This window comes from Aeromonas sp. QDB17 (assembly GCF_027705305.1).
Classification (GTDB): domain Bacteria; phylum Pseudomonadota; class Gammaproteobacteria; order Enterobacterales; family Aeromonadaceae; genus Aeromonas; species Aeromonas caviae.
Map to the genome: position 1 here is coordinate 57,947 of NZ_JAPDBP010000011.1, position 21,661 is coordinate 79,607.

Consider the following 21,661-nt stretch of genomic DNA (forward strand, 5'->3'; position numbering starts at 1 on the left):
CACCTTGCCCGGATCCCCCTCCCCCCTGCTCAGTTGCCGGGGCCTTCGCCTCAGTCGTGGCAACCGACTTATCCTGGACAGCCTGGATCTCGACCTGCATGCCGGCAGCCTGACCGCCCTGCTCGGCCCCAACGGGGCGGGCAAAAGCTCACTGCTCAAGTGCCTGACCGGCGAGCTGGAACATGAAGGGGAGATCCACCTGTTCGGCCAGACCCGCAGGGGGTGGGCCGACAACGCTCTGGCCCACCGGGTCGGTGTGCTGCCGCAAAGCTCCTCCTTGAGCTTCCCCTTCCTGTGCGAAGAGGTGGTGGCCATGGGCCGGCTGCCCCACAGCGAGCCTGCCAGCCGGCGCGACGAGATAGTCCGCGCCGCCATGACCCACGCCGGGGTCGACCATCTGGCGAACCGCCTCTATCCCGGCCTCTCCGGCGGGGAGCGTCAACGGGTGCAGTTCGCCCGGGTGCTGGCCCAGATCTGGCAGGCCCCGGAGGAACCGCAGCAAGCGCGGCTGCTGCTGCTGGACGAGCCCACCTCGGCGCTGGATCTCAAATACCAGCACCAGTTGCTCGCCATGGCCCGGGCGCTGGCCGGTCGCAACACCGCCGTGCTGGTGGTGTTGCACGACCTCAATCTGGCCGCCCGCTACGCCGATAGGCTGGTGATGCTGGAGCAGGGCAGGCTGATGGCTGACGGCAGCGCAGGCGAGGTGCTGACCCCGGCGCTCATCGCGCGCCTCTACGACTACCCCGCACAGGTGATCCACCACCCCGAGAGCGGCGTCCCCATGGTGGTGTGACACCCGGGGGCAGATAACAACAGAGCGCCATCAGGCGCTCTGTCTTTTTTCGGTGTTCAGCCTTGGGCTGACCTGCAGGGCAACTTCCCTGGGCACATCAGGCTATCTGGTAGCGCCCCGGCTTGTGATTGAGTGTCAACACCAGATTACAGATGATGGCTGCCACCACGGAAAGCACCAGCAGCCAGGGGGAGACCACGAAGAAAGAGGCGACCACGATGGCGCAATCCAGCCCCATTTGCAGCTTGCCTGCCCGCACACCCCATCTGTCCTGAATGAAGAGCGCCAGAATGTTGAAGCCCCCCAGGCTCGCCTTGTGGCGGAACATGATGAGCAGCCCCATGCCGATCAGGGTGCCGCCGATCAGCGCCGCATAGACGGGTTCGATCTTGCCGATTTGCAGCACGGCGTTGAGGTGATCCGTCATGAAGGAGACGGTGGCCACGGCGGCAAAGGTATTGAGGGTGAAGCGCGGCCCCATTCTGAGCCAGGCCAGGGCATAGAAAGGCAGGTTCATGGCGAAGAACAGCAGGCCGAAGCTGATGCCGGTCACCTGTTGCAGCAGCAGCGCCAGGCCGGCGGTGCCACCGGTGAGCAGGCCGACCTGATGGAACAGGAAGATGCCGAGGGAAACGAAGCCTGCTGCGGTCAGCAAGGCGAGCACATCCTCATAGAGCGGGTGCGCAGAGCGTGAAGTGTTGTCCATAACCAGGTATCCAGTCGCGAAGCAAGAGAGTGTTGGCCGCCCGTCGGGCGGAGCGAGCCCCGTTAACCGGGGCTTCGTTATGCCGACAGTCTCCAATTTGAGTGAGATGGATCACAAGTCCCGCCCTTCACGCGCCAAAATGGTGCGCGTCATCCAGGCGTTACAATCCTTGCACCAAAATGTCCCACACTCACCGCCGGCCTGATGCTGAAAAACCTGAAACGGGCCGCTGCCCCCGCGCCCGAATCGTTCTAGAATGAGTCGCTTGTCACTGCCAGCGGAACAACAGCGGATGAGAGTCACCGTATTCGGAATAGGTTATGTCGGGTTGGTTCAGGCCGCCGTACTGGCCGAGATGGGTCACAAGGTGGCCTGCGTGGATGTGGATGCCGACAAGGTCGCGGGCCTGAAAGAGGGGCGCATTCCCCTCTTCGAGCCCGGCCTCGCCCCTCTGGTGCAGCGCAACCATCAGGCCGGTCGCCTGATCTTCACCACAGACCCGGCCCGGGCGGTGGAGTTTGCCGAGCTTATCTTCATCGCGGTCGGAACGCCGCCGGACGAGGACGGGTCCGCCGACCTCCATCAGGTGATGACGGTGGCGGACACCATAGGCCGCCTGATGCAAGGGGGCAAGGTGGTGGTCAACAAGAGCACTGTGCCTGTCGGCACCGCCAGCCGGGTACGGCGACACATTGCGGAGCGCCTCGCCGACCGTGGTCTCGACCTTCCGCTCGACGTGGTCTCCAACCCCGAATTTCTCAAGGAGGGCGCCGCCGTCGCCGACTGCCTGCGGCCGGATCGCATCATCATCGGCACCGACTCCGATCACGCCTTCTCCCTGCTGGAGGAGCTCTACGCCCCCTTCAACCGCAAGCGAGACCGCATCCTGCGGATGGATGCACGCAGCGCCGAACTGACCAAGTACGCCGCCAACGCCATGCTGGCGACCCGCATCTCCTTCATGAACGAGATGGCCACCCTGGCCGAAGCCCTGGGCGCCGATATCGAGGAGGTGCGCAAGGGTATCGGTGCCGATCCGCGCATCGGCCACCACTTCATCTACCCGGGCTGCGGTTATGGCGGCTCCTGCTTCCCCAAGGATGTCAGGGCGCTGATCCACACCGCGAAGGAGGCGGGGTGCGAGACCCCCCTGCTGCGCTCGGTGGAGCGGGTCAACGAGGCGCAGAAGCACAGGCTCATGACCCGGCTGCACCACCATTTTGGCCCCAGTCTGTCGGGGCGCACCTTCGCGTTATGGGGACTCGCCTTCAAGCCCAATACCGACGACATGCGCGAAGCCCCGAGCAGGGTGCTGATGGAGGCGATCTGGGCGGCAGGAGGCCAGGTGCAGGCGTTCGACCCCGAGGCCATGACCGAGGCCGCCCGCCTCTATGGCCAGCGGGCAGATTTGATCCTGTGCGACACCCAGGAAGCCGCCCTTCAGGGGGCCGATGCCCTGCTCGTCTGCACCGAGTGGCAACAGTTCCGCGCACCGGATTTCGACCTGCTTCGCCAGACCCTGAAGCAGGCCATCATCTTCGACGGCCGCAACCTCTATGATCCGGCCCGTCTGCGCCAGCGCGGTTTCACCTACTATGCCATCGGCCGTGGCGACAGCCTGGCTCATCAGGAGGAGCGATGAAGTACCTCGTCACCGGCGCCGCCGGGTTTATCGGATTTCATGTGGCGTGCAGGCTCTGTGGCGACGGCCATCAGGTGGTGGGGATAGACAACCTCAACGACTACTACGCGGTGAGTCTCAAGGAGGCGCGCCTCGCCCTGCTCACGCCCCTGCCCGGCTTTCGCTTCGAGCGCACCGATCTCGCGGACCGCGCGGCCATGGCTTCGCTCTTTGCCCGCGAGCAGTTTGACCGGGTGATCCATCTGGGGGCCCAGGCCGGGGTGCGCTACTCCCTGGACAACCCCTTCGCCTATGCCGACAGCAACCTCACCGGCCACCTCACCGTGCTGGAGGGATGTCGCCAGACCCGGGTGCAGCATCTGGTCTATGCCTCCTCCAGCTCGGTCTACGGGCTGAACGAACAGATGCCGTTCAAACCGTCCGATGGGGCGGATCATCCCGTCTCCCTCTATGCGGCGAGCAAGAGGGCGGGGGAGCTGATGGCCCACTCCTACTCCCATCTCTACGGCCTGCCCACCACCGGGCTGCGCTTTTTCACCGTCTACGGCCCCTGGGGTCGGCCCGACATGGCCCTGTTCAAGTTCGTGCACGCCATCCTGAACGGCGACCCCATCGACCTCTACAACCAGGGCCAGCTCAGCCGGGATTTCACCCATGTCGACGACATCGTCGAGGGGATAGTGCGCATCTCAGACAGCCCCCCCGCGGGCGATGCCCACTGGCAGGGGGCCCCGGATGCCAGCCCGGCCCCCTATCGCCTCTTCAACATCGGCAACGGCAGCCCGGTCAGGCTGCTGGACTTCGTGAATGCCATCGAGTCGGCCCTCGGCAAACGGGCCATCCGCAACATGCTGCCCATGCAGCCCGGCGACGTGCTCGCCACCTGGGCCGACACCCGCTCGCTGTTCGACGCCACGGGCTATCGCCCCCGTATCGGGCTCAAGGAAGGGGTAGACAGCTTTGTCCGCTGGTATCGGGACTACTACCGGGTCTGAGCCAGGCGAGGTGGCAGGGTCCCCTGGCTCGCGACCCTGCGCTCAGGATGAAGGGGTATAGCTGAAGGGCACCATGGTGGGGGAGAGCCCACGACAGGCGGGTTTGAGGGCCTGCGGGCCTGCCAGCAGCCAGTCGGTGCGGTGACGGTTGCCGAGGTTTTCCATCTTCGCGGGGTCAAAACACCTCACCATCAGGTCGGCGCTCCCCAGTACCCAGCGCCCGGGGGCAGCCCCTATCCAGGCGGCAGCTTCCCGGGCCTGCTCCCCGTCTCCCATCAGATAAGGGTAATGTTTCACTGGTTGCAGGCTAAACAGCAGATGCTGCTCCTTGAAGCCCGCCAGCAGCAGTTCATCCCCCACAGGCACCTTCTGCGCCGCCAATGCCATGACTGCCTGAGGGGTGCGCACCTCGTTGAGGCGCACGCTGATCCAGCAGGAGTAGATCAGCCACCCCACTGCCAGGGAGCTGAGAATGGCGGTCAGTGGCGCCCGGCGAAGCCAGGCATTGATCAGCAGCAAGGATCCCCCCAGCACCAGCAGGGGAAGCCAGGGATCCGGCCCCAGTTCACCCAGACGGCTGGCCACTCTGTCGCTAAATGCCAGCACCAGAGCCCCCACCAGCCCTGCCCCCCCCAGCAGCCAGCCGAGCCCGGCCAGCAGTCGCCCCGGCCAGACCCGGACCAGCAGGGTGCCGATGAAGGGTGCGGTAAGGAGCGCCAGGGCGGGCGTACCGGGTGTGATGTAGACGCCCCGCTTGCCCGGCGAGCAGGAGAAAAACAGCACCACCAGCACCAGATAACCCAGCAGCAGCAGGATACGCCTGTCCTGCGCCCGGATGGCGCGCCGCCAGGCCACCACAAGCCAGGGCAGCAGCAGGGAGAGCGGCAGCCAGAACGGCGGGATCACCGAGGTGATGTAGTACCAGAAGGGTTTGACGTGGTGCCAGGCGCTGGTATAGCGAGTCACCGTCTGGCGCAGCAGTATGTTGTCTCTGTAGGTCAGCAGGAGGGGATCTCCGCTTCGGGTCACGGCCTCCAGCATGGGGACCAGCCAGAGGCCCATCGCCAGGGCCATGGCCAGCGGTCCGAGCAGGGCCTTCAGCCAGGCTGACAACGGCGCGGCGCGGATTTGTACCCTGTGGGTCCAGAGCGCGGGAAGCAGCACCAGCAGGGCCAGTACTCCCACCCCCTTGGTGATGACGCCAAGCCCAGCGGCAAACCAGCCGAGCCAGTACCAGCGCCACCCGCCACCGCAGAGGAGGAAGCGCAGAAAACCATAGAGACCGAGGGTGATGAAGAAGGTGACCAGGCCGTCGATCTGCGCCGTCTTGGCCTGCAGGGTGAACTGGACGGTAAAGAGCAGCAGCAAGCCCGCCAGAAATCCCGTCGCCGGATCCCACAGGCGGCGCCCCAGATCCCACACCAGCAAGATGGTCAGCAAGCCAGACAGCAGGGAGGGCAGCAGAAAGGCCACCTTGATGGAGCCAGTCAACACATAACCGATCGCGATCCCCCACATAAACAGCGGCGGCTTGTCCGGATAGAGCTCCCCGCCACGCATGGGGAAGAGCCACTGGCCGCTCTCCACCATCTCCCGGGCGATCAGGGCGAAGCGCGGCTCGTCCGCTGGCCAGGGATCCCGCAGACCCAGCCCGGCCCCCAGCACCACCAGCGCGATCAGCAGCAACCAGCCAAGGGACGTCTGATTGAGCAGGGTGCGATCACTCACCATGACGGGCCTCCCCGGTCACTGCCTTGTCCCGCCGCCAGCCCCGATGCTGGATATCGAGATAGAGGCTGTAGAGCGCGGTGAAGGTGGGGAAGAGGTTTTGCAGCACGCCGACGGAGTCCTGCTTGGGAGAGAAGGTGAAGTAACTGAGCGTCATCAGGCTGCCGAGCACGCTCATGTACCAGAACAGGCGCGGGATGACGGGTCGTCCCGCCCGCCTGGACGCCAGAAACTGCACCAGCCAGCGTCCGCCGAACATCAGCGCCCCCGTGTAGCCAATCAGCTTCCAGCCGGTGACATGCACCCCGGTCCAGTCCAGCCAGTCGATGGGGGCAGACAGCCAGGCGTCCATCACTCCAGCATCTCCCGGATTTCAACCACCTTGGATCGGCGCTGCAACCACCAGACCCCGACCACGTCCACCAGCCCGACCCAGAGCCGGTTCCAGACCCCGTATTTGGAGATGCCCGCCTGGCGTGGCCTGTGGTTGACCGGCCAGGGCGCCATGCGCCCCCCTTGTGCCTGGATCAGCGCGGGGATGTAGCGGTGCATGTGATTGAAGGCGGGCAGTTTCAGATACCAGTCACGACGCACTACCTTGAGCCCGCAGCCGGTATCCGGAATGCCGTCGCGCAGCAGCAGGTCGCGAAAGCCGTTGGCCAGCTTTGAAGAGAGGCGCTTGACCCAGTCGTCACGGCGGTTGACCCGGTGGCCGATGAGGCCCACCTGGTATGGATCGCTCTGGTAGCGGCGCATCGCCTCCTCCAGCATGGCGGGGATGTCGGCGGGATCGTTCTGACCATCGCCGTCAAGTACCACCAGCCAGTCGCCACGCCCGTGGCGCACTCCGCTCAGCACCGCCATGCTCTGGCCCACGGCATGGACATGGCGTAGCACCTTCAGCCTGGGGAAACGCGTCTGCAAATCGCGCAGTACCACATGGCTGTCGTCCACACTGCCATCGTCCACATAGATCAGTTCGTACTCGAACCTGCCCCCAAGGGCGGCATCTATTTCGCCGACAAGCGGGGCCAGATTATCCCGCTCATCCTTGGCAGGCACCACGACAGAGATATCGACCGATTCGACCATATGCACATCCTGCCCTCATCAGAGGCGCTATCGATTCACCCGGCAGACCCGACGACATTGCATTGATGGCCTGGCTGACATCATGCAAATACAAGGCGTTAGAAAACAACTGTGTCAGCATATTGAACTTCAATTAACAAATCTATCAAAGCAGTCACTATTCCAGGAGCCTGCCGCTCCTCCCCTGCACCAAAAGTTCCATACCGTTTTCATCTCTGCCGCTCACCCACATAACCAGATGTTCCATCTGCTGGCTGGCGTCCCTCCCCGGATCGGGCCTATATGTTGCGGATACCAACGACGAGGTTTCCATGAAAAAACGACTCTGGGGCTGGGGACTCCTGATACTGCTCGCCACCACTTCCCACGCAGATCCCTTTCGTCAGGCCCCCAAGGCCATGAGCGCGCTGCGTCAGGGTGCCGCCATGGAACAGGGAAACCCGCGGCAGGCCATCGCCCACTACTGCACCGCCGCCAACCTTGGCAACCCGGAAGCCTATTACCGCATCGGCCGCCTGCTGGCCCGCGGTCCCCAGGGGATCCGCAATGCCCGCAGCGCCAACGCCTACCTGGCCATGGCCATGCGCCTTGGCAACCAGCAGGCCGCCCGTTACTACAACGAGCGGGTCGGCAATGCCCCCCTGGGTACTTGCGGCATCGGAGGCGGTGGCGGTGGTGCTCCCTGGGTACGCCCCAGCACCCCCTTCGATCAGGAGCGCTACCTGGCCAGACAGTCACAGGCCAAGCAAAAGCTGGCCGTCATGATCCGCCAGGCCGCCCAGCGTCACAAAGTGGACCCCCAGCTCGCCCTGGCCATCGCCATCGCCGAATCCAATCTGAACAGTACCGCCGTCTCCCCCAAGCAGGCGCAGGGCGTCATGCAGCTCATTCCCGAAACCCAGGCCCGCTTCGGCGTGACCCGGCCGTTCGATGCCCAGCAGAACATCCGTGGCGCCATGATCTACCTGAAGTGGCTGGAGAAGCAGTTCGGTCCGGACTGGGTGAGGATCAGCGCCGCCTACAACGCCGGGGAGCAGGCCGTGCTGCGCCACGGCGGTGTGCCGCCCTATCAGGAAACCCAGGAGTATGTGCAGCGGGTGCTCTACTACTCGGGGCAGGATCCTGACAAACCGGCCCGCCGCAGCTCACCGCGCTGAGCTTGCCCGGTTGCCCCTCTTCCCTCGCGCCTGTCGGCCGTCCCGGCCTGCGGCGCCCGGCTTTGCCGCCCCTCTCCCATTGGTTTACAATCGACGGGTTTTTTGGAACCGGGTTGACGGCCCGTCGACCCGGCCCCACCACGACATCAGTTTGTTAATGCCAAGACATTAAACTGCTGAAAGGAAGAGAATTAGCCAATGGCTCAATTTATTTACACCATGAACAGGGTTGGCAAGGTCGTGCCACCCAAGCGTCATATTCTCAAGAACATCTCCCTCTCCTTCTTCCCGGGGGCCAAAATAGGCGTGCTGGGTCTGAACGGCGCCGGGAAATCGACCCTGCTGCGCATCATGGCGGGCATCGACACCGAGATCGAAGGGGAAGCCCGTCCGCAGCCCGGCATCAAGATCGGCTACCTGCCCCAGGAACCGAAGCTGGATCCGGAGCAGACCGTACGCGAAGCGGTCGAAGAGGCAGTCGGCGACGTCAAACGCGCCATGGCTCGCCTCGACGAGGTCTATGCAGCCTACGCCGACCCGGATGCGGATTTTGACAAGCTGGCCCGCGAACAGGGCGAGCTGGAAGCCATCATCGCCGCCCAGGGCGGCCACAACATGGAAAACCAGTTGGAGCGCGCGGCCGATGCCCTGCGCCTGCCGGCCTGGGATGCCCAGATCAAGCACCTCTCCGGTGGTGAGCGCCGCCGCGTGGCCCTGTGCCGTCTGCTGCTGGAAAAGCCGGACATGCTGCTGCTGGACGAACCGACCAACCACCTGGATGCGGAATCCGTGGCCTGGCTGGAGCGCTTCCTGCACGACTACGAAGGCACCGTCGTGGCCATCACCCACGACCGCTACTTCCTCGACAACGTGGCGGGCTGGATCCTGGAGCTGGACCGCGGCGAAGGCATCCCCTGGGAGGGCAACTACTCCTCCTGGCTGGAGCAAAAAGATGCCCGTCTGGCCCAGGAAGCGAGTTCCGAGGCCGCCCGTCGCAAGTCCATCGAGAAGGAACTGGAGTGGGTTCGTCAGAACCCGAAAGGCCGTCAGGCCAAATCCAAGGCTCGTATGGCTCGCTTCGAAGAGCTCAACACCAACGACTACCAGAAGCGCAACGAGACCAACGAGCTGTTCATTCCGCCCGGACCGCGCCTCGGCGACAAGGTGGTGGAGGTGGCCAACCTCTGCAAGTCCTATGGCGACCGCCAGTTGATCGACGATCTCTCCTTCTCCATTCCGAAGGGTGCCATCGTCGGCATCATCGGTCCGAACGGTGCCGGTAAATCGACCCTGTTCCGCATGATGTCGGGTCAGGAGCAGCCGGATTCCGGTTCCATCACCCTGGGTGACACCGTGGTGCTGGCCTCCGTGGATCAGTTCCGCGACAGCATGAACGACAAGAAGACGGTGTTCGAGGAAGTCGCCGACGGCCAGGACATCCTGCGCATCGGCAACTACGAGTTCCCGAGCCGCGCCTACATCGGCCGCTTCAACTTCAAGGGTTCCGACCAGCAGAAGCGGGTCGGCGAGCTCTCCGGTGGTGAACGTGGCCGTCTGCACCTGGCCAAGCTGCTGCAGACCGGCGGCAACGTGCTGCTGCTGGATGAACCGACCAACGATCTGGACATCGAAACCCTGCGCGCCCTCGAGAACGCCCTGCTGGAGTTCCCGGGTTGCGCCATGGTCATCTCCCACGACCGCTGGTTCCTCGACCGCATCGCCACCCACATCCTCGACTACCAGGACGAGGGCAAGATCGAATTCTTTGAAGGCAACTTCACCGAATACGAAGAGTGGAAGAAGAAGACTTACGGTGCCGAGGCTATCCAGCCGCGCCGCGCCAAGTACAAGCGCATTGCCAAGTAAGGCGAGGCAACAGCCGCGCCGCCAGGCATGACGTCACAAGGGGAGCCGGGGCTCCCCTTTTTTGCCTCTTCTGACTTACAATCTCCACCTCTACCCCAGCGATAGCGACCCATGACCCAAGCCTCCACCACCAGACTCACCATCCAGATCCGGCTCGAACCCGGCTGCCTGGGGCCGGATGGCAAGCAGCACATCGATACCTTCTGCGCGGCCGCCAACCGGATCCTCGCCGCCATCGAACCCCGACGAGTGCACTGGGTGCTGCTGCCCCGCCATGACAAGCAACTGGCCGAGCAGGCCTACTTCCTCGATGGCCGTCCCTTGAGCGAAACCCAGGCCACCCTGCTGCTACAACGCATGGGGTTGGCCCTCGATCCCTTGCTGGAGCAGAGCGATGCCGTGCTGAGCCAGCTTATCGAACGCTACCAGAAAAACCGTTGATCCCGATGTGGAAACGGGGCTCTATTGGTCCCCTTTTTCCTGCCTCCGGGGGAAAACGTTTGAATTTTTACTCTATTCATTGATCCGCCTCGCACATCCGGGGTTTGTAAACCTGGCCGCCTGTGTGAAAATGTGCGCGCTGTCACGGTATCAGGACGAGTCTGGTCACTTCACCGCCAGAATCAGGGTCCGTCGCCCCGCATGGATGGGCCGGGCCCCCTGCTGCCTATTTCACGTCACCCATTGGAATCCAACATGAATCAACCACATCACGCTACCGGGCAGACCGCCAGCCCGGCTGCCGGGCAGGGATTGCTCGAGCGCCTGTTTGCCCTGCGCGGTCATGGCACCACGGCCCGCACCGAGGTGATCGCCGGCATCACCACCTTCCTGACCATGGTCTACATCGTCTTCGTCAACCCGCAGATCCTCTCTGCGGCAGGCATGGACACCCAGGCCGTGTTCGTTACCACCTGCCTCATCGCCGGTGTCGGCAGCATCCTGATGGGTCTGCTGGCGAACCTGCCCATCGCCCTGGCTCCCGCCATGGGCCTCAACGCCTTCTTCGCCTTCGTGGTGGTGGCTGGCATGGGCTACTCCTGGCAAGTGGGCATGGGCACCATCTTCTGGGGTGCGCTGGGCCTGCTGATCCTGACCCTGCTGCGGGTACGCTACTGGCTCATCGCCAACATTCCCCTGACACTTCGGGTCGGCATCACCGCCGGCATCGGTCTGCTCATCGCCCTGCTCGGCCTGCACAATGCCGGCATCGTGGTCGCGAGCCCCGCCACCATGGTGACCGTGGGCAACCTCACCTCCCTGCCCTGCCTGCTGGGGCTGCTCGGCTTCTTCCTCATCTGCATCTTCTCCGCCCGCGGCGTCCACTCAGCCGTGCTCATCGCCATCGTGGTGACCACCACCCTGGGCTGGCTGTTCGGCGACGTCACCTTCAAGGGCTTCGTCTCCGTGCCGCCGAGCATTGCCCCGGTGTTCGGCCAGCTGGACCTGATGGGATCGCTGGACATCAGCCTCGCCGGGATCATCTTCTCCTTCATGCTGGTCAACCTGTTCGACTCTTCCGGCACCCTGATCGGCGTGACCAACCGCGCCAAGCTGGCCGATGACAAGGGGCACTTCCCGCGCATGAAGCAGGCCCTGGTGGTGGACAGCGTCAGCTCCGTCGGCGGCGCCTTTATGGGCACCTCCTCGGTCACTGCGTATATCGAGAGCAGCTCCGGCGTCGCCGTCGGCGGTCGCACCGGCCTGACCGCCATCGTGGTGGGCATCCTGTTCCTGCTGGCCATCTTCTTCTCTCCGGTCGCCGCCATGGTGCCGGCGTATGCCGCAGCGGGGGCCCTCATCTACGTGGGCGTGCTGATGTGCTCCGAGCTGACCCGGGTGAAGTGGGAAGACCTGACCGAAGCGGTGCCGGCCTTCATGACCGCGGTGATGATGCCGTTCAGCTTCTCCATCACCGAGGGGATCGCCGTCGGCTTCATCTCCTACTGCGTGATGAAGGCGGGCACCGGCCGCTGGCGCGAGATCAACCCCTGCGTGCTGGTGGTGGCCCTGCTCTTCGTCCTCAAGTTTGTCTGGGTCGATGCCCACTGATTTTTCTTCCATGAAAAGAAAAACCAGACTCAGAAAACAAAAATGCCCGTCATCGACGGGCATTTTTTATGGCGGGCTCAGGGCTCAGCGAATGCCGCGGGCCTCGCGGATCCACTCCCAGGCCTGCTGGATCTCCTGGGTCTTTTCCTTGGCCATCTCCATCATCTCGGGGGGCAATCCCTTGGCGGCCAGCTTGTCAGGGTGATGCTTGCTCATCTCCTTGCGATAGGCGCGCTTGATCTCCTGATCGCTGTCGCTCTCGTTCACCCCAAGCAACTGATAGGCATCCTTGAGGCGATCCCGGGAGGGGGGCTCCTGACGGTATTGCTGCCCCTGGCCACCGCCCTGCTGTTGCTGACGGTGGAAGAAGTTCATCTGGGCCTCGGCCATGGCCAGAATGCGGGCCAGCTCGATGCGACTGAACCCCAGCTCGTCGGCGATGGTTTGCAGGATGGCCTGCTCGTTCGCCTCCACCTGACCGTCGGCGAAGGCGGCCTGCAGCTGGACCTCGAGGAAGAAGCGCAGGATGTCGCGCTGCCCCAGGCTCGCCTGGCGAAACTCCGCCAGGGTCTCGCGCAGGGGGAAGTCCGCCTCCTTGCCAAGGCGGAACGACTCCTGGGCCCGTACCCGCTGCTCTCCGGCCAGCCGCATCCTGTCCATCAGGTTGGACGCGACCCGTATTTCGTGCTCGGTGACCTGGCCGCTCGCCTTGGCGATGTGGCCCATGACGGCGAAGGTGGCATGGAAAAAGACGGCCTGCTGCTGCTGGCTGGGCGCCCGCTGGAAGGCCCCGCGGATCCCCATGCCCCGATCGAAGCGATGGCCGATCCACAGGCCCAGCAGGGCACCGAAGATGTTGCCGAGCAAAAAACCGAAGAAGGTGCCAAGCACCTTGCCCCAAATACGCATGGTTCAAGACCTCGTGATGTTAATGGGTGCCGGCGAGCAGTTGCTCGTCCAGTTCGCGCAGCCGATCCACTGTGCCGATGTCGCGCCACTCGCCTGCCAGCAGGCTGCCACCCACCCGTCCCAGCGCCATCCAGTCGCGCAGCAGGGGGGCCAGCTTGCGCGCCCCGCAGGGCAAGTCGGCAAAGGCGGCGGGCTGATAGAGGCCGACGCCGCTGAAGGTGAGGGCCGGGGTGTCCAGCACCCGACCCGCTTGCAGGGAGAAGTCCCCTTGCGGATGCTGGGGAGGGTTGGGCACCAGCCAGAGGTGGGCGAGATCGTCCCCAAGCGGCTGGTTCACCAGAGCACGATAATCCAGGTCGAGCCAGGTATCGCCGTTGATCACCAGAAAGGGTTCGCAGCCCAGCAGGGGCAGCGCCTGCACGATGCCGCCAGCGGTCTCGAGCGCGCGCTCTTCGGCCGACCAGTGGATGGAGACCCCGAGTGCACTGCCATCGCCGAGGGCCGCCACCAGCTTGTGTCCGAGCCAGGCGTGGTTGATGACAAGTGTGGTCACGCCGGCTGCCTTGAGTTTTTCGATATGGTGCACGATGAGCGGCTTGCCCCCCGCCGCCAGCAGCGGCTTGGGCAGCAGATCGGTGAGCGGACGCATCCGCTCGCCGCGCCCGGCGGCCAGGATCATCGCCTTCATGGTGTCACCCCGGTGCGCGCCAATCCGGGCAGCACCACCTGCTCCAGCCACTGGCCGAAGCGGGCCAGCACCGGATAGGCGGCGCCATGGCTGCGACAAACATCGACCACATAGCCGAGGGTACGGGGAATGTCCTTGAGGTAGCCGGCCTTGCCATCGCGGTGATAGAGGCGGGTGAAGAGACCCGCCGCCTTGAGATGGCGCTGCATGCCGGTGAGATCGGCTGCGCGACGAAACGCGGCATAGTCCAGATTGCCGAGCAGGCCGGCCCCTTGCAGGGTGTCGAAGCCAAGTCGCATGCCCTGCTCGATCACCGCGTCCGGCCAGCGCACGTAGCAGTCTTTCAGCAGGGAAACCAGGTCATAGCTCAGCGGCCCGATGACCATGTCCTGGAAGTCGATAAGGGCGAGGTCGCTCTCCTTCGGGTTCATCCCGCCGCACACCATCAGGTTGCGGCTGTGGAAGTCCCGGTGCATCACTCCTTGTGGCTGGGCCTGGTTGCTCGCCGTGAGGCAGGCGAAGGTCTCCGCCAGCAACTGCAGCTCTTCATCGCTCAGGGTCAGTTGCAGGTGATGTCCCAGCAACCACTCGGGGAAGATGGCATTTTCGCGGGCCATGAAGGCCTCATCGAAGGGCTCGAGCTCGAGCGCCACAGTGCCGAGCCTTGGCAGCAGGGCGATAGCCTTGCCATACCAGGCCAGTACGCTCGCTTCGTTCAGGCAGCCGATAAGCTGGGTATCCCCCAGGTCCGTCACCGCCAGCAATCCCTGCTCGTAGTCGACCCCCTTTACCTCGGGGGCCAGCAGCCCCGCATCGTGCAGGGCGGTGGCATTGCGAACGAATTCATGATTTTTTTCGGTTTTCGGATTAGCATCCACCCACACCAGACCGCCGCCCCGGAAGTAGCGGCGGAAACTGGCGTCACCGGAAATAAGCGTCAACGAGAGGTTGGCGTCACCGGAAATCCGGCGAGCCCATTGCAAAAGCAGGGAAGCGCGATCGTGCATGAGTCGGGAACCAAATTGGAAAGCAGCACTTGGCTGTTAGCCCTGGCCGCAATAATGCTTTATCATTGCCGGCTAACATAAAGCAATGACATGCAATGTCAACTCGATGGATCCTGACATAAAATGCATGCCCTGAATCCACCGTTTTTACTACGGATTGCGCGAGCCTTTCACATGACAAAATGGACACTGGGATACTCCTGTCCCATCGCCCTGACCATCAGCCTTGTTCCTGCCCTGAGCCCGCTCATGGCCCAGGCAGCGCCACTCAATGCGCCACCCGCTACCGGGATCCTCGACAGCCTCTGCTATGACTATGTCCCCAAGATAGAGAAGCCCAGTGCGGGCCAGGACGCCAATGCCCAGCCCGTCGAGGTGGATGCCGATCGCCTGGAGGCCAAGCAGGGCGGTACCGCCGTCTACGAGGGTGACGTCAAGGTGCGTCAGGGCGTGCGCAAGTTCGACTCCGACTATGCCCAGCTCGACCAGAAGAGCCGGGATGTCATCGCCATCGGCAACATCTATTACAACGATGGCCAGATCACGGTCACCAGCGACAAGACCCTGAAATCCAACCTGGACACCAAGAACTCCGAGCTGGAAGAGGGCAAGTATCAGGTCCATGGCTCACCGGTGCGCGGCTTCGCCGAAAAGGTGACCATGACCAACAACAACCAGAACATCACTCTGGAAGGGGCCCAGTACACCACCTGCCCACCGGGCCAGGAGGCCTGGACCCTGAAGGCCGGCAGCATCGACATCGATCAGTCCGAGGTATTCGGGGAAGCCTGGAACGCCAGCCTCTGGCTCTATGACTATCCGGTCTTCTACTTCCCCTATATCAACTTCCCCATCAAGGATGAGCGCAAGACCGGTCTGCTCTACCCGGGCTATACCCAAAGCTCCAAGAACGGTATGGACATCACCCAGCCGTTCTACTGGAACATAGCCCCCAACTACGATGCCACCATCACCTCCCGCTTCATGGACAGACGGGGCCTGATGGAACAGGTCGAGTTCCGCTACATGCCGGACCCGGCCCACGTGGGGAGCCTCTACTTCGAGAACCTGGCAGACGACAAGCAGTACGACGAGACGGCCAGCCTCAATCAGCATCTCTCTGATGGTCACCGTTACCTGCTCAGTGCCCGCCACACCTCCATGTTCATGGACAACGCCATGCGGGTGTCAGTGGACTACACCAAGGTACGGGACCAGGACTACAACTACTTCAACGACTTCACCCCCAAGGTGGGGACCCAGGTCGACAACCAGTTGCAGCAATCCCTGAAGGCGGGTTACTACCAGCAGAACTGGAACCTCGATGCCGAGGTACGGACCTACCAGATCCTGCTGGCCAGCGCCCAGCAGCCCCACGAGCTGATGCCGCGCATCAACCACAACTACTACCAGCAGGGCAGCTGGTACGATCTGGCCTGGAATACCGAGCTGACCAACTTCGGCTACAACAACGATCAGGCCATCGAGCAGAACAAGGGTGAAGCCTACACCGGCACCCGGGTCTACACGGCCCCCACCCTGACCATCCCCCTCGTTGACGAGGCGGGTTACTTCCTCGACAGCCAGTACAAGCTGATGTACACCCGTTACGACCAGACGGTGCCTGACAATATGAGCCAAGCATTCCGTGACAAATTTGACCCTAATTCAAAAGGTCTTAACACAGGAACAGGCAAACAAGAAAACGTCACGTTAGAAGAGGGTTCCATCACCCGGGTACTGCCCTCGTTCCGTCTCAAGGGCGGCATGACCTTCGAGCGGGATCAGCAGTGGTTTGGCGAGGGTGCCAACCAGACCCTGGAGCCTGAATTCCAGTACCTCTATGTGCCCTACAAGGATCAGGACAACATCGGTGTCTATGACTCCACCACCATGCGCCAGGACTACTACAGCCTCTTCAGCGATCGCCGCTTCGCCGGTCTGGACCGCATCAGCGACTCCAACCGGCTCTCCTTGGGGGTCACCACCCGCATTTATGATCCGGCCGGGGATGAACGAATCCGGTTGGCCGTTGCCCAAGCCTTCGACTTCGTGGCGCCCAGGGTCAAGCTTTACAGCAGCGATGAGCTGAGTACCAATACCCGCTCCCCGCTGTCGTTCGAGGGTGACGCCAAGATCAACGAGCAGTGGTATGCCCATGCGGGGGCACAATATGATATGGAACAGCGCCAGATAAGCTCTGCCAACAGCGCCCTGGAATACCGTCACGAGAAGTTGATCAGCCAGTTGAACCACCGCTTCGTGCGAGATGCCAACTACGACCTCGACCACAAGGGCCAGGTGACGGATCTCAACCAGATCGGCCTGCTGCTGACCACCCCGCTGGACGATCGCTGGCACCTTTATGGCGGCTACTATCAGGAGCTCAACCAGAACGTCAAAGTGGACCGCAAGGTGGGTCTGAAATACGACTCCTGCTGCTGGAGCATCAACTTCAACCTGGAATGGGTCAACACGCCAGACAACGTGAACCTGACCCCGACGTCCGAGCGCAGCCTCGGCATTCAATTTGAAATGAAAGGATTGGGTAGCGTGGGTACCGGCTCCAAGGGCACTTCCCTGGACACCGAAGCACTGCCTTACATTCGTCCGTTTAACCTGCGAGACCAGTAATCGGTCTGGCAAACGCCTTGAGAGATGGATATGAAGAAGACGTTGATTTCCCTGCTGACCGCAGGCCTGTTCGGAGTCATGAGCCAGGGTGCCCTCGCCGCCCCCGAGCTGATGGACAAGGTGCTGGCCGTGGTCAACAAGGATGTGGTGCTGGCCAGTCAGCAGGAGGCCCTGGTGCAAAAGGTCAAGGCCTCCGCCCAGGAGAGCGGCCAGTCCCTGCCCGATGACGTCACCCTGCGCAAGCAGGCGCTGGATCGCCTGATCCAGGAGAGCCTGCAACTGCAACTGGCGGAGCGCCAGGGGCTCAAGATCAGTGACACCCAGCTGGAACAGGCCATTCAGAGCATCGCCGCCGACAACAAGATGAACCTGGAGCAACTGCGCGCCCAACTGGAGCGGGAAGGCCTGACCTACGCCCAGTACCGTGAGGAGGTGCGCCGCGAGATCCTGATGAACGAGGTGCGCCGCAGCCAGGTCCGCCGTCGCATCAACATCTCCGATCAGGAGGTCAAACAGGTGGTCGAGGCCCTGAGCAAACAGGGCCAGCAGCAGACGTCATATCATATCGGCCATATCCAGGTCGCGCTGCCGGACAACCCGAATGCCGAGCAGCTCAACGCTGCCAAGGCCAAGATCGAGCGCATTCTGGCGTCCCTGAAAGAGGGGGCCGACTTCCGCAAGCTGGCTATTGCCGAGAGTAACGGTCCCAAGGCTCTGGAAGGGGGTGACTGGGGCTGGTTGAGCCCGCAGGAAATGCCCACCCTGATGGCGGAAGCCGTGCAAGGGGCAGGCAAGGGTGACATCGTCGGCCCGCTGCGCTCCGGCGCCGGTCTGCACATCATCAAGATCTTCGACACCAAGGGTCAGCAACAGGTCATGCAGACCGAGGTCAAGGCGCGCCACATCCTGATCAAGCCCTCCATCATCCTGAGCGAGGAGAAGGCCAAGGGCACCCTGGACGGCATCCTGCACGACATCAAGAGCGGCAAGGCCAGCTTTGCCAGCATGGCAGAGAAATACTCCGAGGATCCGGGCTCTGCGGTGCAGGGTGGCGAGCTGGGCTGGTCTGATCCCAACGTCTATGTGCCGGAATTCCGCGACATGCTGGGTCGCCTGCAACCGGGCCAGATCAGCGAACCCTTCCGCACCAGCCACGGCTGGCACATCGTGCAGCTCGAGGATCGCCGCAGCCAGGACGCCACCGGCAAGGCCCAGGAGCAACGCGCCTACCAGCTCATCTTCAACCGCCGCTTCGCCGAAGAGTCCCAGGCCTGGCTGGATGAGCTGCGCGACGAAGCCTACATCCAGATCGAACCCAATTGATGGGCGACAAGCAGATGAACAAGGCGCATCCAGGGCACGCCGAGGCACAGCTGAGCTGCCACCGGCTTGCCATCACCCCGGGTGAACCGGCTGGCATAGGCCCGGATCTGGTACTGCAGATTGCCCAGCGGGCCTGGCCCCATCAGCTGGTGGTGATCGCCGATCCCGCCCTGTTGCGCGAACGGGCCGCCCTGCTGGGGCTGTCCGTCGAGCTTGAACCCTATGACGAAAGCGCCCCCACCCGTCCGCAGCGGGCGGGGACTCTGACCGTCTGCCCCGTGCCGCTCGGCGCCCCCGTGGTGCCAGGCAAGCTGGATGAGGGCAACGGCGCCTATGTGCTGGCTACCTTGCAGCGCGCCTGCGACGGCAACCTGAGCGGCGAATTTGCCGCCGTGGTGACCGGGCCGGTGCACAAGGGGATCATCAACCAGGCGGGGGTCTCGTTCAGCGGTCACACCGAGTTCTTCGCCCAGCAGTCCGACACCGCCGATGTGGTGATGCTGCTGGCCACCGAAGGGCTGAGAGTGGCCCTCGCGACCACCCATATTCCCCTTGCCTATGTGGCCAAGGCCATCACCGAGGATCGCCTTGGCAAGGTGATCCGCATCCTGGATGCGGATCTCAAGCGCAAATTCGGCATCGAACAGCCCCGGATCTATGTCTGCGGCCTCAATCCCCATGCCGGGGAAGGGGGTCATCTGGGCCGTGAAGAGATCGATGTCATCGAACCCGCCCTGGTCGCCCTGCGCCAGGAAGGGATCGATCTGGTCGGCCCGCTGCCGGCCGATACCCTGTTCCAGGACAAATACCTCAAGGATGCGGATGCGGTACTCGCCATGTACCACGATCAGGGGCTGCCCGTGCTCAAGTACAAGGGCTTTGGCAACTCGGTCAACATCACCCTCGGACTTCCCTTCATCCGTACCTCGGTGGACCACGGCACCGCGCTGGATCTGGCAGGCAAGAACCTGGCAGACCCCGGCAGCCTCACCACCGCGATCAACCACGCCATCCAGATGGTAGAGAAAAAAAGATATGAGCAGTAAGGTGCACATGGGCCACACGGCCCGTAAGCGTTTCGGTCAGAACTTCTTGCACGACCGGTATGTGATCGACCAGATAGTGGCCGCCATCAACCCGCAACCGGGTCAGAATCTGGTGGAGATTGGCCCGGGTCTGGCCGCGCTCACCGAGCCGGTCGCCGCCCAGATGGACAAGATGACCGTGGTCGAGCTGGACCGGGATCTGGCGGCACGTCTGCGCGAACACCCCACCCTGAAAGAGAAGCTGACCGTCATCGAAGCCGATGCCATGCGCTTTGACTTCAGCACCCTGATGGGGGAAGGCAAGGGGCCGCTGCGTATCTTCGGCAACCTGCCCTACAACATCTCCACCCCGCTCATCTTCCACCTGTGCGAATTTGCCGACCGGGTGGAGGACATGCACTTCATGCTGCAAAAGGAAGTGGTACTGCGTCTGGCCGCCGGCCCGGGCAGCAAGGCCTATGGCCGTCTGAGCGTGATGACCCAGTACTACTGTCAGGTAGTGCCGGTGCTGGAAGTGGGTCCGGGCGCCTTCAAGCCGGCGCCGAAGGTGGATTCCGCCGTGGTGCGTCTGATCCCGCACAAGAACCCGACTATCGTCGCGAAAGACATTCGTTGCTTGAACCGGGTCTGCACCGAGGGCTTCGGCCAGCGTCGCAAGACCATTCGCAACAGCTTCTCCAACTTCATCACCGACGCCCAGCTGACCGAGCTTGGCATCGATGGCAACCTGCGCCCGGAGAATCTCTCCCTCGAGCAGTTCGTCACGATCGCCAACTGGCTGGCCGACCAGCAACAGGCCTGATCCCATGACCCAAGCCCGGATAGTGGTCCGCCCCCACCCCAGCTATGTGGCGGGAACCGCAGATCCCTACCATTTTCTCTATCGCATCGAGATTGAGAACCTGGGTCCGAGCACGGTGCAACTGCTGCATCGACGCTGGCTCATTACGGATGCCAATGGCAAGATGCTGGAAGTGGAAGGTCCCGGCGTGGTCGGTGAACAACCCCTGATCGCCCCCGGCGAGACCTTTTCCTACCAGAGTGGCGTTCCCCTCGCCACACCGCTTGGCGTGATGGAAGGCAGCTACATCCTGCAGGATGAATCGGGGCAACAATTCGAAGCCCCCATCGCCCCCTTCACGCTGGCCGTCCCCAACATAATCAACTGAGGTTTCATGGCGAACTGTTTCGTCGGTGATATCCAGGGCTGCTACGACGATTTGCGCCGTCTGCTGGATCTTGCCGAGTTCGACTTCGATAACGACACGCTCTGGCTGTGCGGCGATCTCGTCGCCCGGGGGCCGGACTCCCTCAACACCCTGCGTTTCGTCAAATCACTGGGACAGCAGGCCGTCACCGTGCTCGGCAACCACGACCTGCACCTGCTGGCGGTGGCCCACGGGGTCGCCCCGCTCAAGAAGAAAGACAAGCTGCAGGCGCTGATGGAGGCGCCGGATCGGGACGAGCTGCTGGAGTGGCTGCGTCACCGTCCCCTGCTGGCAGAACACCCCGACCTGCCCATCATGATGGTGCATGCGGGCCTCTCCCCCGCCTGGGACGCCCACACCGCCCGCAGTTGTGCCCGGGAGGTGGAGAGCCTGCTGCGCGGGGATCAGTACAGCTGGCTGCTGCACAACATGTATGGCGATCAGCCCGACAGCTGGAGCGACAACCTGCTGGGCATAGAGCGTTACCGCTACATCATCAACAGCTTCACCCGGATGCGCTTTTGCTACTTCGACGGGCGCCTCGACTTCAAATGCAAGAAGGGCCCCACCGAATCGACCCCGGGCCTGCGCCCCTGGTTCGAGCAGCGCGAGCACCATGTGGATGACCCCATCCTGGTCTTCGGCCACTGGGCGGCCCTGATGGGCAACACCGGCAAATCCGATATCAAGGGACTCGACACCGGGTGCGTCTGGGGCAACAGCCTCACCCTGTGGCGCTACGAGGACGACGCCCTGATCGCCACCCCCTGCCCGGCCTATGCCAAGTAGATCGGCTCTCTGCGGAACAAGGG

20 protein-coding genes are annotated in these 21,661 nt (G+C 63.1%); 13 read left to right on the plus strand and 7 right to left on the minus strand.

Features of this window, described 5'->3' with window-relative positions; genetic code table 11:
- Positions 1 to 4 precede the first annotated feature (4 nt).
- A complete protein-coding gene (locus OKC41_RS11010) occupies positions 5 to 796 on the plus strand; it encodes a heme ABC transporter ATP-binding protein (RefSeq protein WP_042016790.1) in 792 nt (263 codons plus the stop codon).
- Positions 797 to 893: 97 nt separating this feature from the next.
- Here the strand turns inward: OKC41_RS11010 and OKC41_RS11015 are convergent, their stop codons facing one another.
- On the minus strand, positions 894 to 1,502 hold the full coding sequence (locus tag OKC41_RS11015; protein ID WP_010673223.1) for a YitT family protein: 609 nt from the start codon (positions 1,500 to 1,502) through the stop codon (positions 894 to 896).
- Positions 1,503 to 1,794: 292 nt separating this feature from the next.
- Here OKC41_RS11015 and OKC41_RS11020 point away from each other — a divergent pair, with 292 nt between their 5' ends.
- Together OKC41_RS11020 and OKC41_RS11025 are read left to right on the plus strand one after the other, a co-directional pair.
- A complete protein-coding gene (locus OKC41_RS11020; protein ID WP_201894534.1) occupies positions 1,795 to 3,144 on the plus strand; it encodes a UDP-glucose/GDP-mannose dehydrogenase family protein in 1,350 nt (449 codons plus the stop codon).
- Positions 3,141 to 4,139 carry an NAD-dependent epimerase gene (locus OKC41_RS11025; RefSeq protein ID WP_201894535.1) on the plus strand — a complete coding sequence of 333 codons (999 nt, stop codon included), beginning with the start codon at positions 3,141 to 3,143 and terminating at the stop codon, positions 4,137 to 4,139. The genes OKC41_RS11020 and OKC41_RS11025 overlap by 4 nt, the downstream gene beginning before the upstream one ends.
- A gap of 42 nt (positions 4,140 to 4,181) precedes the next feature.
- Here the strand turns inward: OKC41_RS11025 and OKC41_RS11030 are convergent, their stop codons facing one another.
- From OKC41_RS11030 to OKC41_RS11040, 3 genes are read right to left on the minus strand one after another with little or no spacing between them, the layout of a single operon-like run.
- Entirely contained in the window at positions 4,182 to 5,870 is a 1,689-nt protein-coding gene (locus OKC41_RS11030) for a glycosyltransferase family 39 protein (RefSeq protein ID WP_201894536.1), read from the minus strand.
- Positions 5,860 to 6,219 (minus strand): lipid-A-disaccharide synthase N-terminal domain-containing protein, encoded by a 360-nt coding sequence (locus OKC41_RS11035; RefSeq protein WP_010673219.1) that lies wholly within the window; start codon positions 6,217 to 6,219, stop codon positions 5,860 to 5,862. Before OKC41_RS11035 ends, OKC41_RS11030 begins: the two co-directional genes overlap by 11 nt.
- Positions 6,219 to 6,959 (minus strand): glycosyltransferase family 2 protein, encoded by a 741-nt coding sequence (locus tag OKC41_RS11040; protein WP_124813446.1) that lies wholly within the window; start codon positions 6,957 to 6,959, stop codon positions 6,219 to 6,221. Before OKC41_RS11040 ends, OKC41_RS11035 begins: the two co-directional genes overlap by 1 nt.
- A 311-nt stretch (positions 6,960 to 7,270) precedes the next feature.
- Here OKC41_RS11040 and OKC41_RS11045 point away from each other — a divergent pair, with 311 nt between their 5' ends.
- From OKC41_RS11045 to OKC41_RS11060, 4 genes are all read left to right on the plus strand, one after another.
- Complete coding sequence (locus OKC41_RS11045; protein WP_042864350.1) at positions 7,271 to 8,116, plus strand: lytic transglycosylase domain-containing protein; 846 nt, start codon at positions 7,271 to 7,273, stop codon at positions 8,114 to 8,116.
- Positions 8,117 to 8,314: 198 nt separating this feature from the next.
- Complete coding sequence (gene ettA, locus OKC41_RS11050) at positions 8,315 to 9,982, plus strand: energy-dependent translational throttle protein EttA (RefSeq protein ID WP_010673216.1); 1,668 nt, start codon at positions 8,315 to 8,317, stop codon at positions 9,980 to 9,982.
- A gap of 111 nt (positions 9,983 to 10,093) precedes the next feature.
- Entirely contained in the window at positions 10,094 to 10,423 is a 330-nt protein-coding gene (locus tag OKC41_RS11055) for a hypothetical protein (RefSeq protein ID WP_039040029.1), read from the plus strand.
- 255 nt (positions 10,424 to 10,678) lie between these two features.
- Complete coding sequence (locus OKC41_RS11060; RefSeq protein ID WP_010673214.1) at positions 10,679 to 12,034, plus strand: NCS2 family permease; 1,356 nt, start codon at positions 10,679 to 10,681, stop codon at positions 12,032 to 12,034.
- An 84-nt stretch (positions 12,035 to 12,118) separates the two neighbouring features.
- Here the strand turns inward: OKC41_RS11060 and djlA are convergent, their stop codons facing one another.
- Genes djlA through OKC41_RS11075 form a run of 3 tightly spaced genes read right to left on the minus strand, consistent with a single transcriptional unit; the run spans position 12,119 to position 14,638 of the window.
- Positions 12,119 to 12,943 carry a co-chaperone DjlA gene (djlA, locus tag OKC41_RS11065; protein WP_201894537.1) on the minus strand — a complete coding sequence of 275 codons (825 nt, stop codon included), beginning with the start codon at positions 12,941 to 12,943 and terminating at the stop codon, positions 12,119 to 12,121.
- A gap of 19 nt (positions 12,944 to 12,962) precedes the next feature.
- Positions 12,963 to 13,631, minus strand: coding sequence for an N-acetylmuramate alpha-1-phosphate uridylyltransferase MurU (gene murU, locus OKC41_RS11070; protein ID WP_201894538.1), 669 nt, complete (start codon positions 13,629 to 13,631; stop codon positions 12,963 to 12,965).
- On the minus strand, positions 13,628 to 14,638 hold the full coding sequence (locus OKC41_RS11075) for an aminoglycoside phosphotransferase family protein (RefSeq protein WP_052816415.1): 1,011 nt from the start codon (positions 14,636 to 14,638) through the stop codon (positions 13,628 to 13,630). The genes murU and OKC41_RS11075 overlap by 4 nt, the downstream gene beginning before the upstream one ends.
- Positions 14,639 to 14,812: 174 nt before the next feature.
- Between OKC41_RS11075 and lptD the strand changes: the two genes are divergently transcribed.
- The 6 genes from lptD to OKC41_RS11105 are packed head-to-tail and all read left to right on the plus strand — an operon-like array spanning position 14,813 to position 21,638.
- Positions 14,813 to 17,272 (plus strand): LPS assembly protein LptD, encoded by a 2,460-nt coding sequence (lptD, locus tag OKC41_RS11080; RefSeq protein WP_010673210.1) that lies wholly within the window; start codon positions 14,813 to 14,815, stop codon positions 17,270 to 17,272.
- Between the two features lie 30 nt (positions 17,273 to 17,302).
- Complete coding sequence (gene surA, locus OKC41_RS11085; protein ID WP_010673209.1) at positions 17,303 to 18,595, plus strand: peptidylprolyl isomerase SurA; 1,293 nt, start codon at positions 17,303 to 17,305, stop codon at positions 18,593 to 18,595.
- A gap of 50 nt (positions 18,596 to 18,645) precedes the next feature.
- Entirely contained in the window at positions 18,646 to 19,641 is a 996-nt protein-coding gene (gene pdxA, locus OKC41_RS11090) for a 4-hydroxythreonine-4-phosphate dehydrogenase PdxA (protein ID WP_042881321.1), read from the plus strand.
- Positions 19,631 to 20,443 (plus strand): 16S rRNA (adenine(1518)-N(6)/adenine(1519)-N(6))-dimethyltransferase RsmA, encoded by an 813-nt coding sequence (gene rsmA, locus OKC41_RS11095; RefSeq protein ID WP_010673207.1) that lies wholly within the window; start codon positions 19,631 to 19,633, stop codon positions 20,441 to 20,443. The genes pdxA and rsmA overlap by 11 nt, the downstream gene beginning before the upstream one ends.
- A gap of 4 nt (positions 20,444 to 20,447) precedes the next feature.
- Positions 20,448 to 20,810, plus strand: a complete 363-nt coding sequence (gene apaG / locus OKC41_RS11100) for a Co2+/Mg2+ efflux protein ApaG (protein WP_201894539.1) — start codon at positions 20,448 to 20,450, stop codon at positions 20,808 to 20,810.
- A 6-nt stretch (positions 20,811 to 20,816) separates the two neighbouring features.
- Entirely contained in the window at positions 20,817 to 21,638 is an 822-nt protein-coding gene (locus OKC41_RS11105; RefSeq protein WP_201894540.1) for a symmetrical bis(5'-nucleosyl)-tetraphosphatase, read from the plus strand.
- Positions 21,639 to 21,661 lie beyond the last annotated feature (23 nt).

Excerpts from the sequence above, each read along its gene's own strand:
- OKC41_RS11015 (WP_010673223.1), bottom strand. The coding sequence starts at position 1,502 with ATGGACAACACTTCACGCTCTGCGCACCCGCTCTATGAGGATGTGCTC.
- OKC41_RS11020 (WP_201894534.1), top strand. The coding sequence starts at position 1,795 with ATGAGAGTCACCGTATTCGGAATAGGTTATGTCGGGTTGGTTCAGGCC.
- OKC41_RS11025 (WP_201894535.1), top strand. The coding sequence starts at position 3,141 with ATGAAGTACCTCGTCACCGGCGCCGCCGGGTTTATCGGATTTCATGTG.
- OKC41_RS11030 (WP_201894536.1), bottom strand. The coding sequence starts at position 5,870 with ATGGTGAGTGATCGCACCCTGCTCAATCAGACGTCCCTTGGCTGGTTG.
- OKC41_RS11035 (WP_010673219.1), bottom strand. The coding sequence starts at position 6,219 with ATGGACGCCTGGCTGTCTGCCCCCATCGACTGGCTGGACTGGACCGGG.
- OKC41_RS11040 (WP_124813446.1), bottom strand. The coding sequence starts at position 6,959 with ATGGTCGAATCGGTCGATATCTCTGTCGTGGTGCCTGCCAAGGATGAG.
- OKC41_RS11045 (WP_042864350.1), top strand. The coding sequence starts at position 7,271 with ATGAAAAAACGACTCTGGGGCTGGGGACTCCTGATACTGCTCGCCACC.
- ettA (WP_010673216.1), top strand. The coding sequence starts at position 8,315 with ATGGCTCAATTTATTTACACCATGAACAGGGTTGGCAAGGTCGTGCCA.
- OKC41_RS11055 (WP_039040029.1), top strand. The coding sequence starts at position 10,094 with ATGACCCAAGCCTCCACCACCAGACTCACCATCCAGATCCGGCTCGAA.
- OKC41_RS11060 (WP_010673214.1), top strand. The coding sequence starts at position 10,679 with ATGAATCAACCACATCACGCTACCGGGCAGACCGCCAGCCCGGCTGCC.
- djlA (WP_201894537.1), bottom strand. The coding sequence starts at position 12,943 with ATGCGTATTTGGGGCAAGGTGCTTGGCACCTTCTTCGGTTTTTTGCTC.
- murU (WP_201894538.1), bottom strand. The coding sequence starts at position 13,631 with ATGAAGGCGATGATCCTGGCCGCCGGGCGCGGCGAGCGGATGCGTCCG.
- OKC41_RS11075 (WP_052816415.1), bottom strand. The coding sequence starts at position 14,638 with ATGCACGATCGCGCTTCCCTGCTTTTGCAATGGGCTCGCCGGATTTCC.
- lptD (WP_010673210.1), top strand. The coding sequence starts at position 14,813 with ATGACAAAATGGACACTGGGATACTCCTGTCCCATCGCCCTGACCATC.
- surA (WP_010673209.1), top strand. The coding sequence starts at position 17,303 with ATGAAGAAGACGTTGATTTCCCTGCTGACCGCAGGCCTGTTCGGAGTC.
- rsmA (WP_010673207.1), top strand. The coding sequence starts at position 19,631 with ATGAGCAGTAAGGTGCACATGGGCCACACGGCCCGTAAGCGTTTCGGT.
- apaG (WP_201894539.1), top strand. The coding sequence starts at position 20,448 with ATGACCCAAGCCCGGATAGTGGTCCGCCCCCACCCCAGCTATGTGGCG.
- OKC41_RS11105 (WP_201894540.1), top strand. The coding sequence starts at position 20,817 with ATGGCGAACTGTTTCGTCGGTGATATCCAGGGCTGCTACGACGATTTG.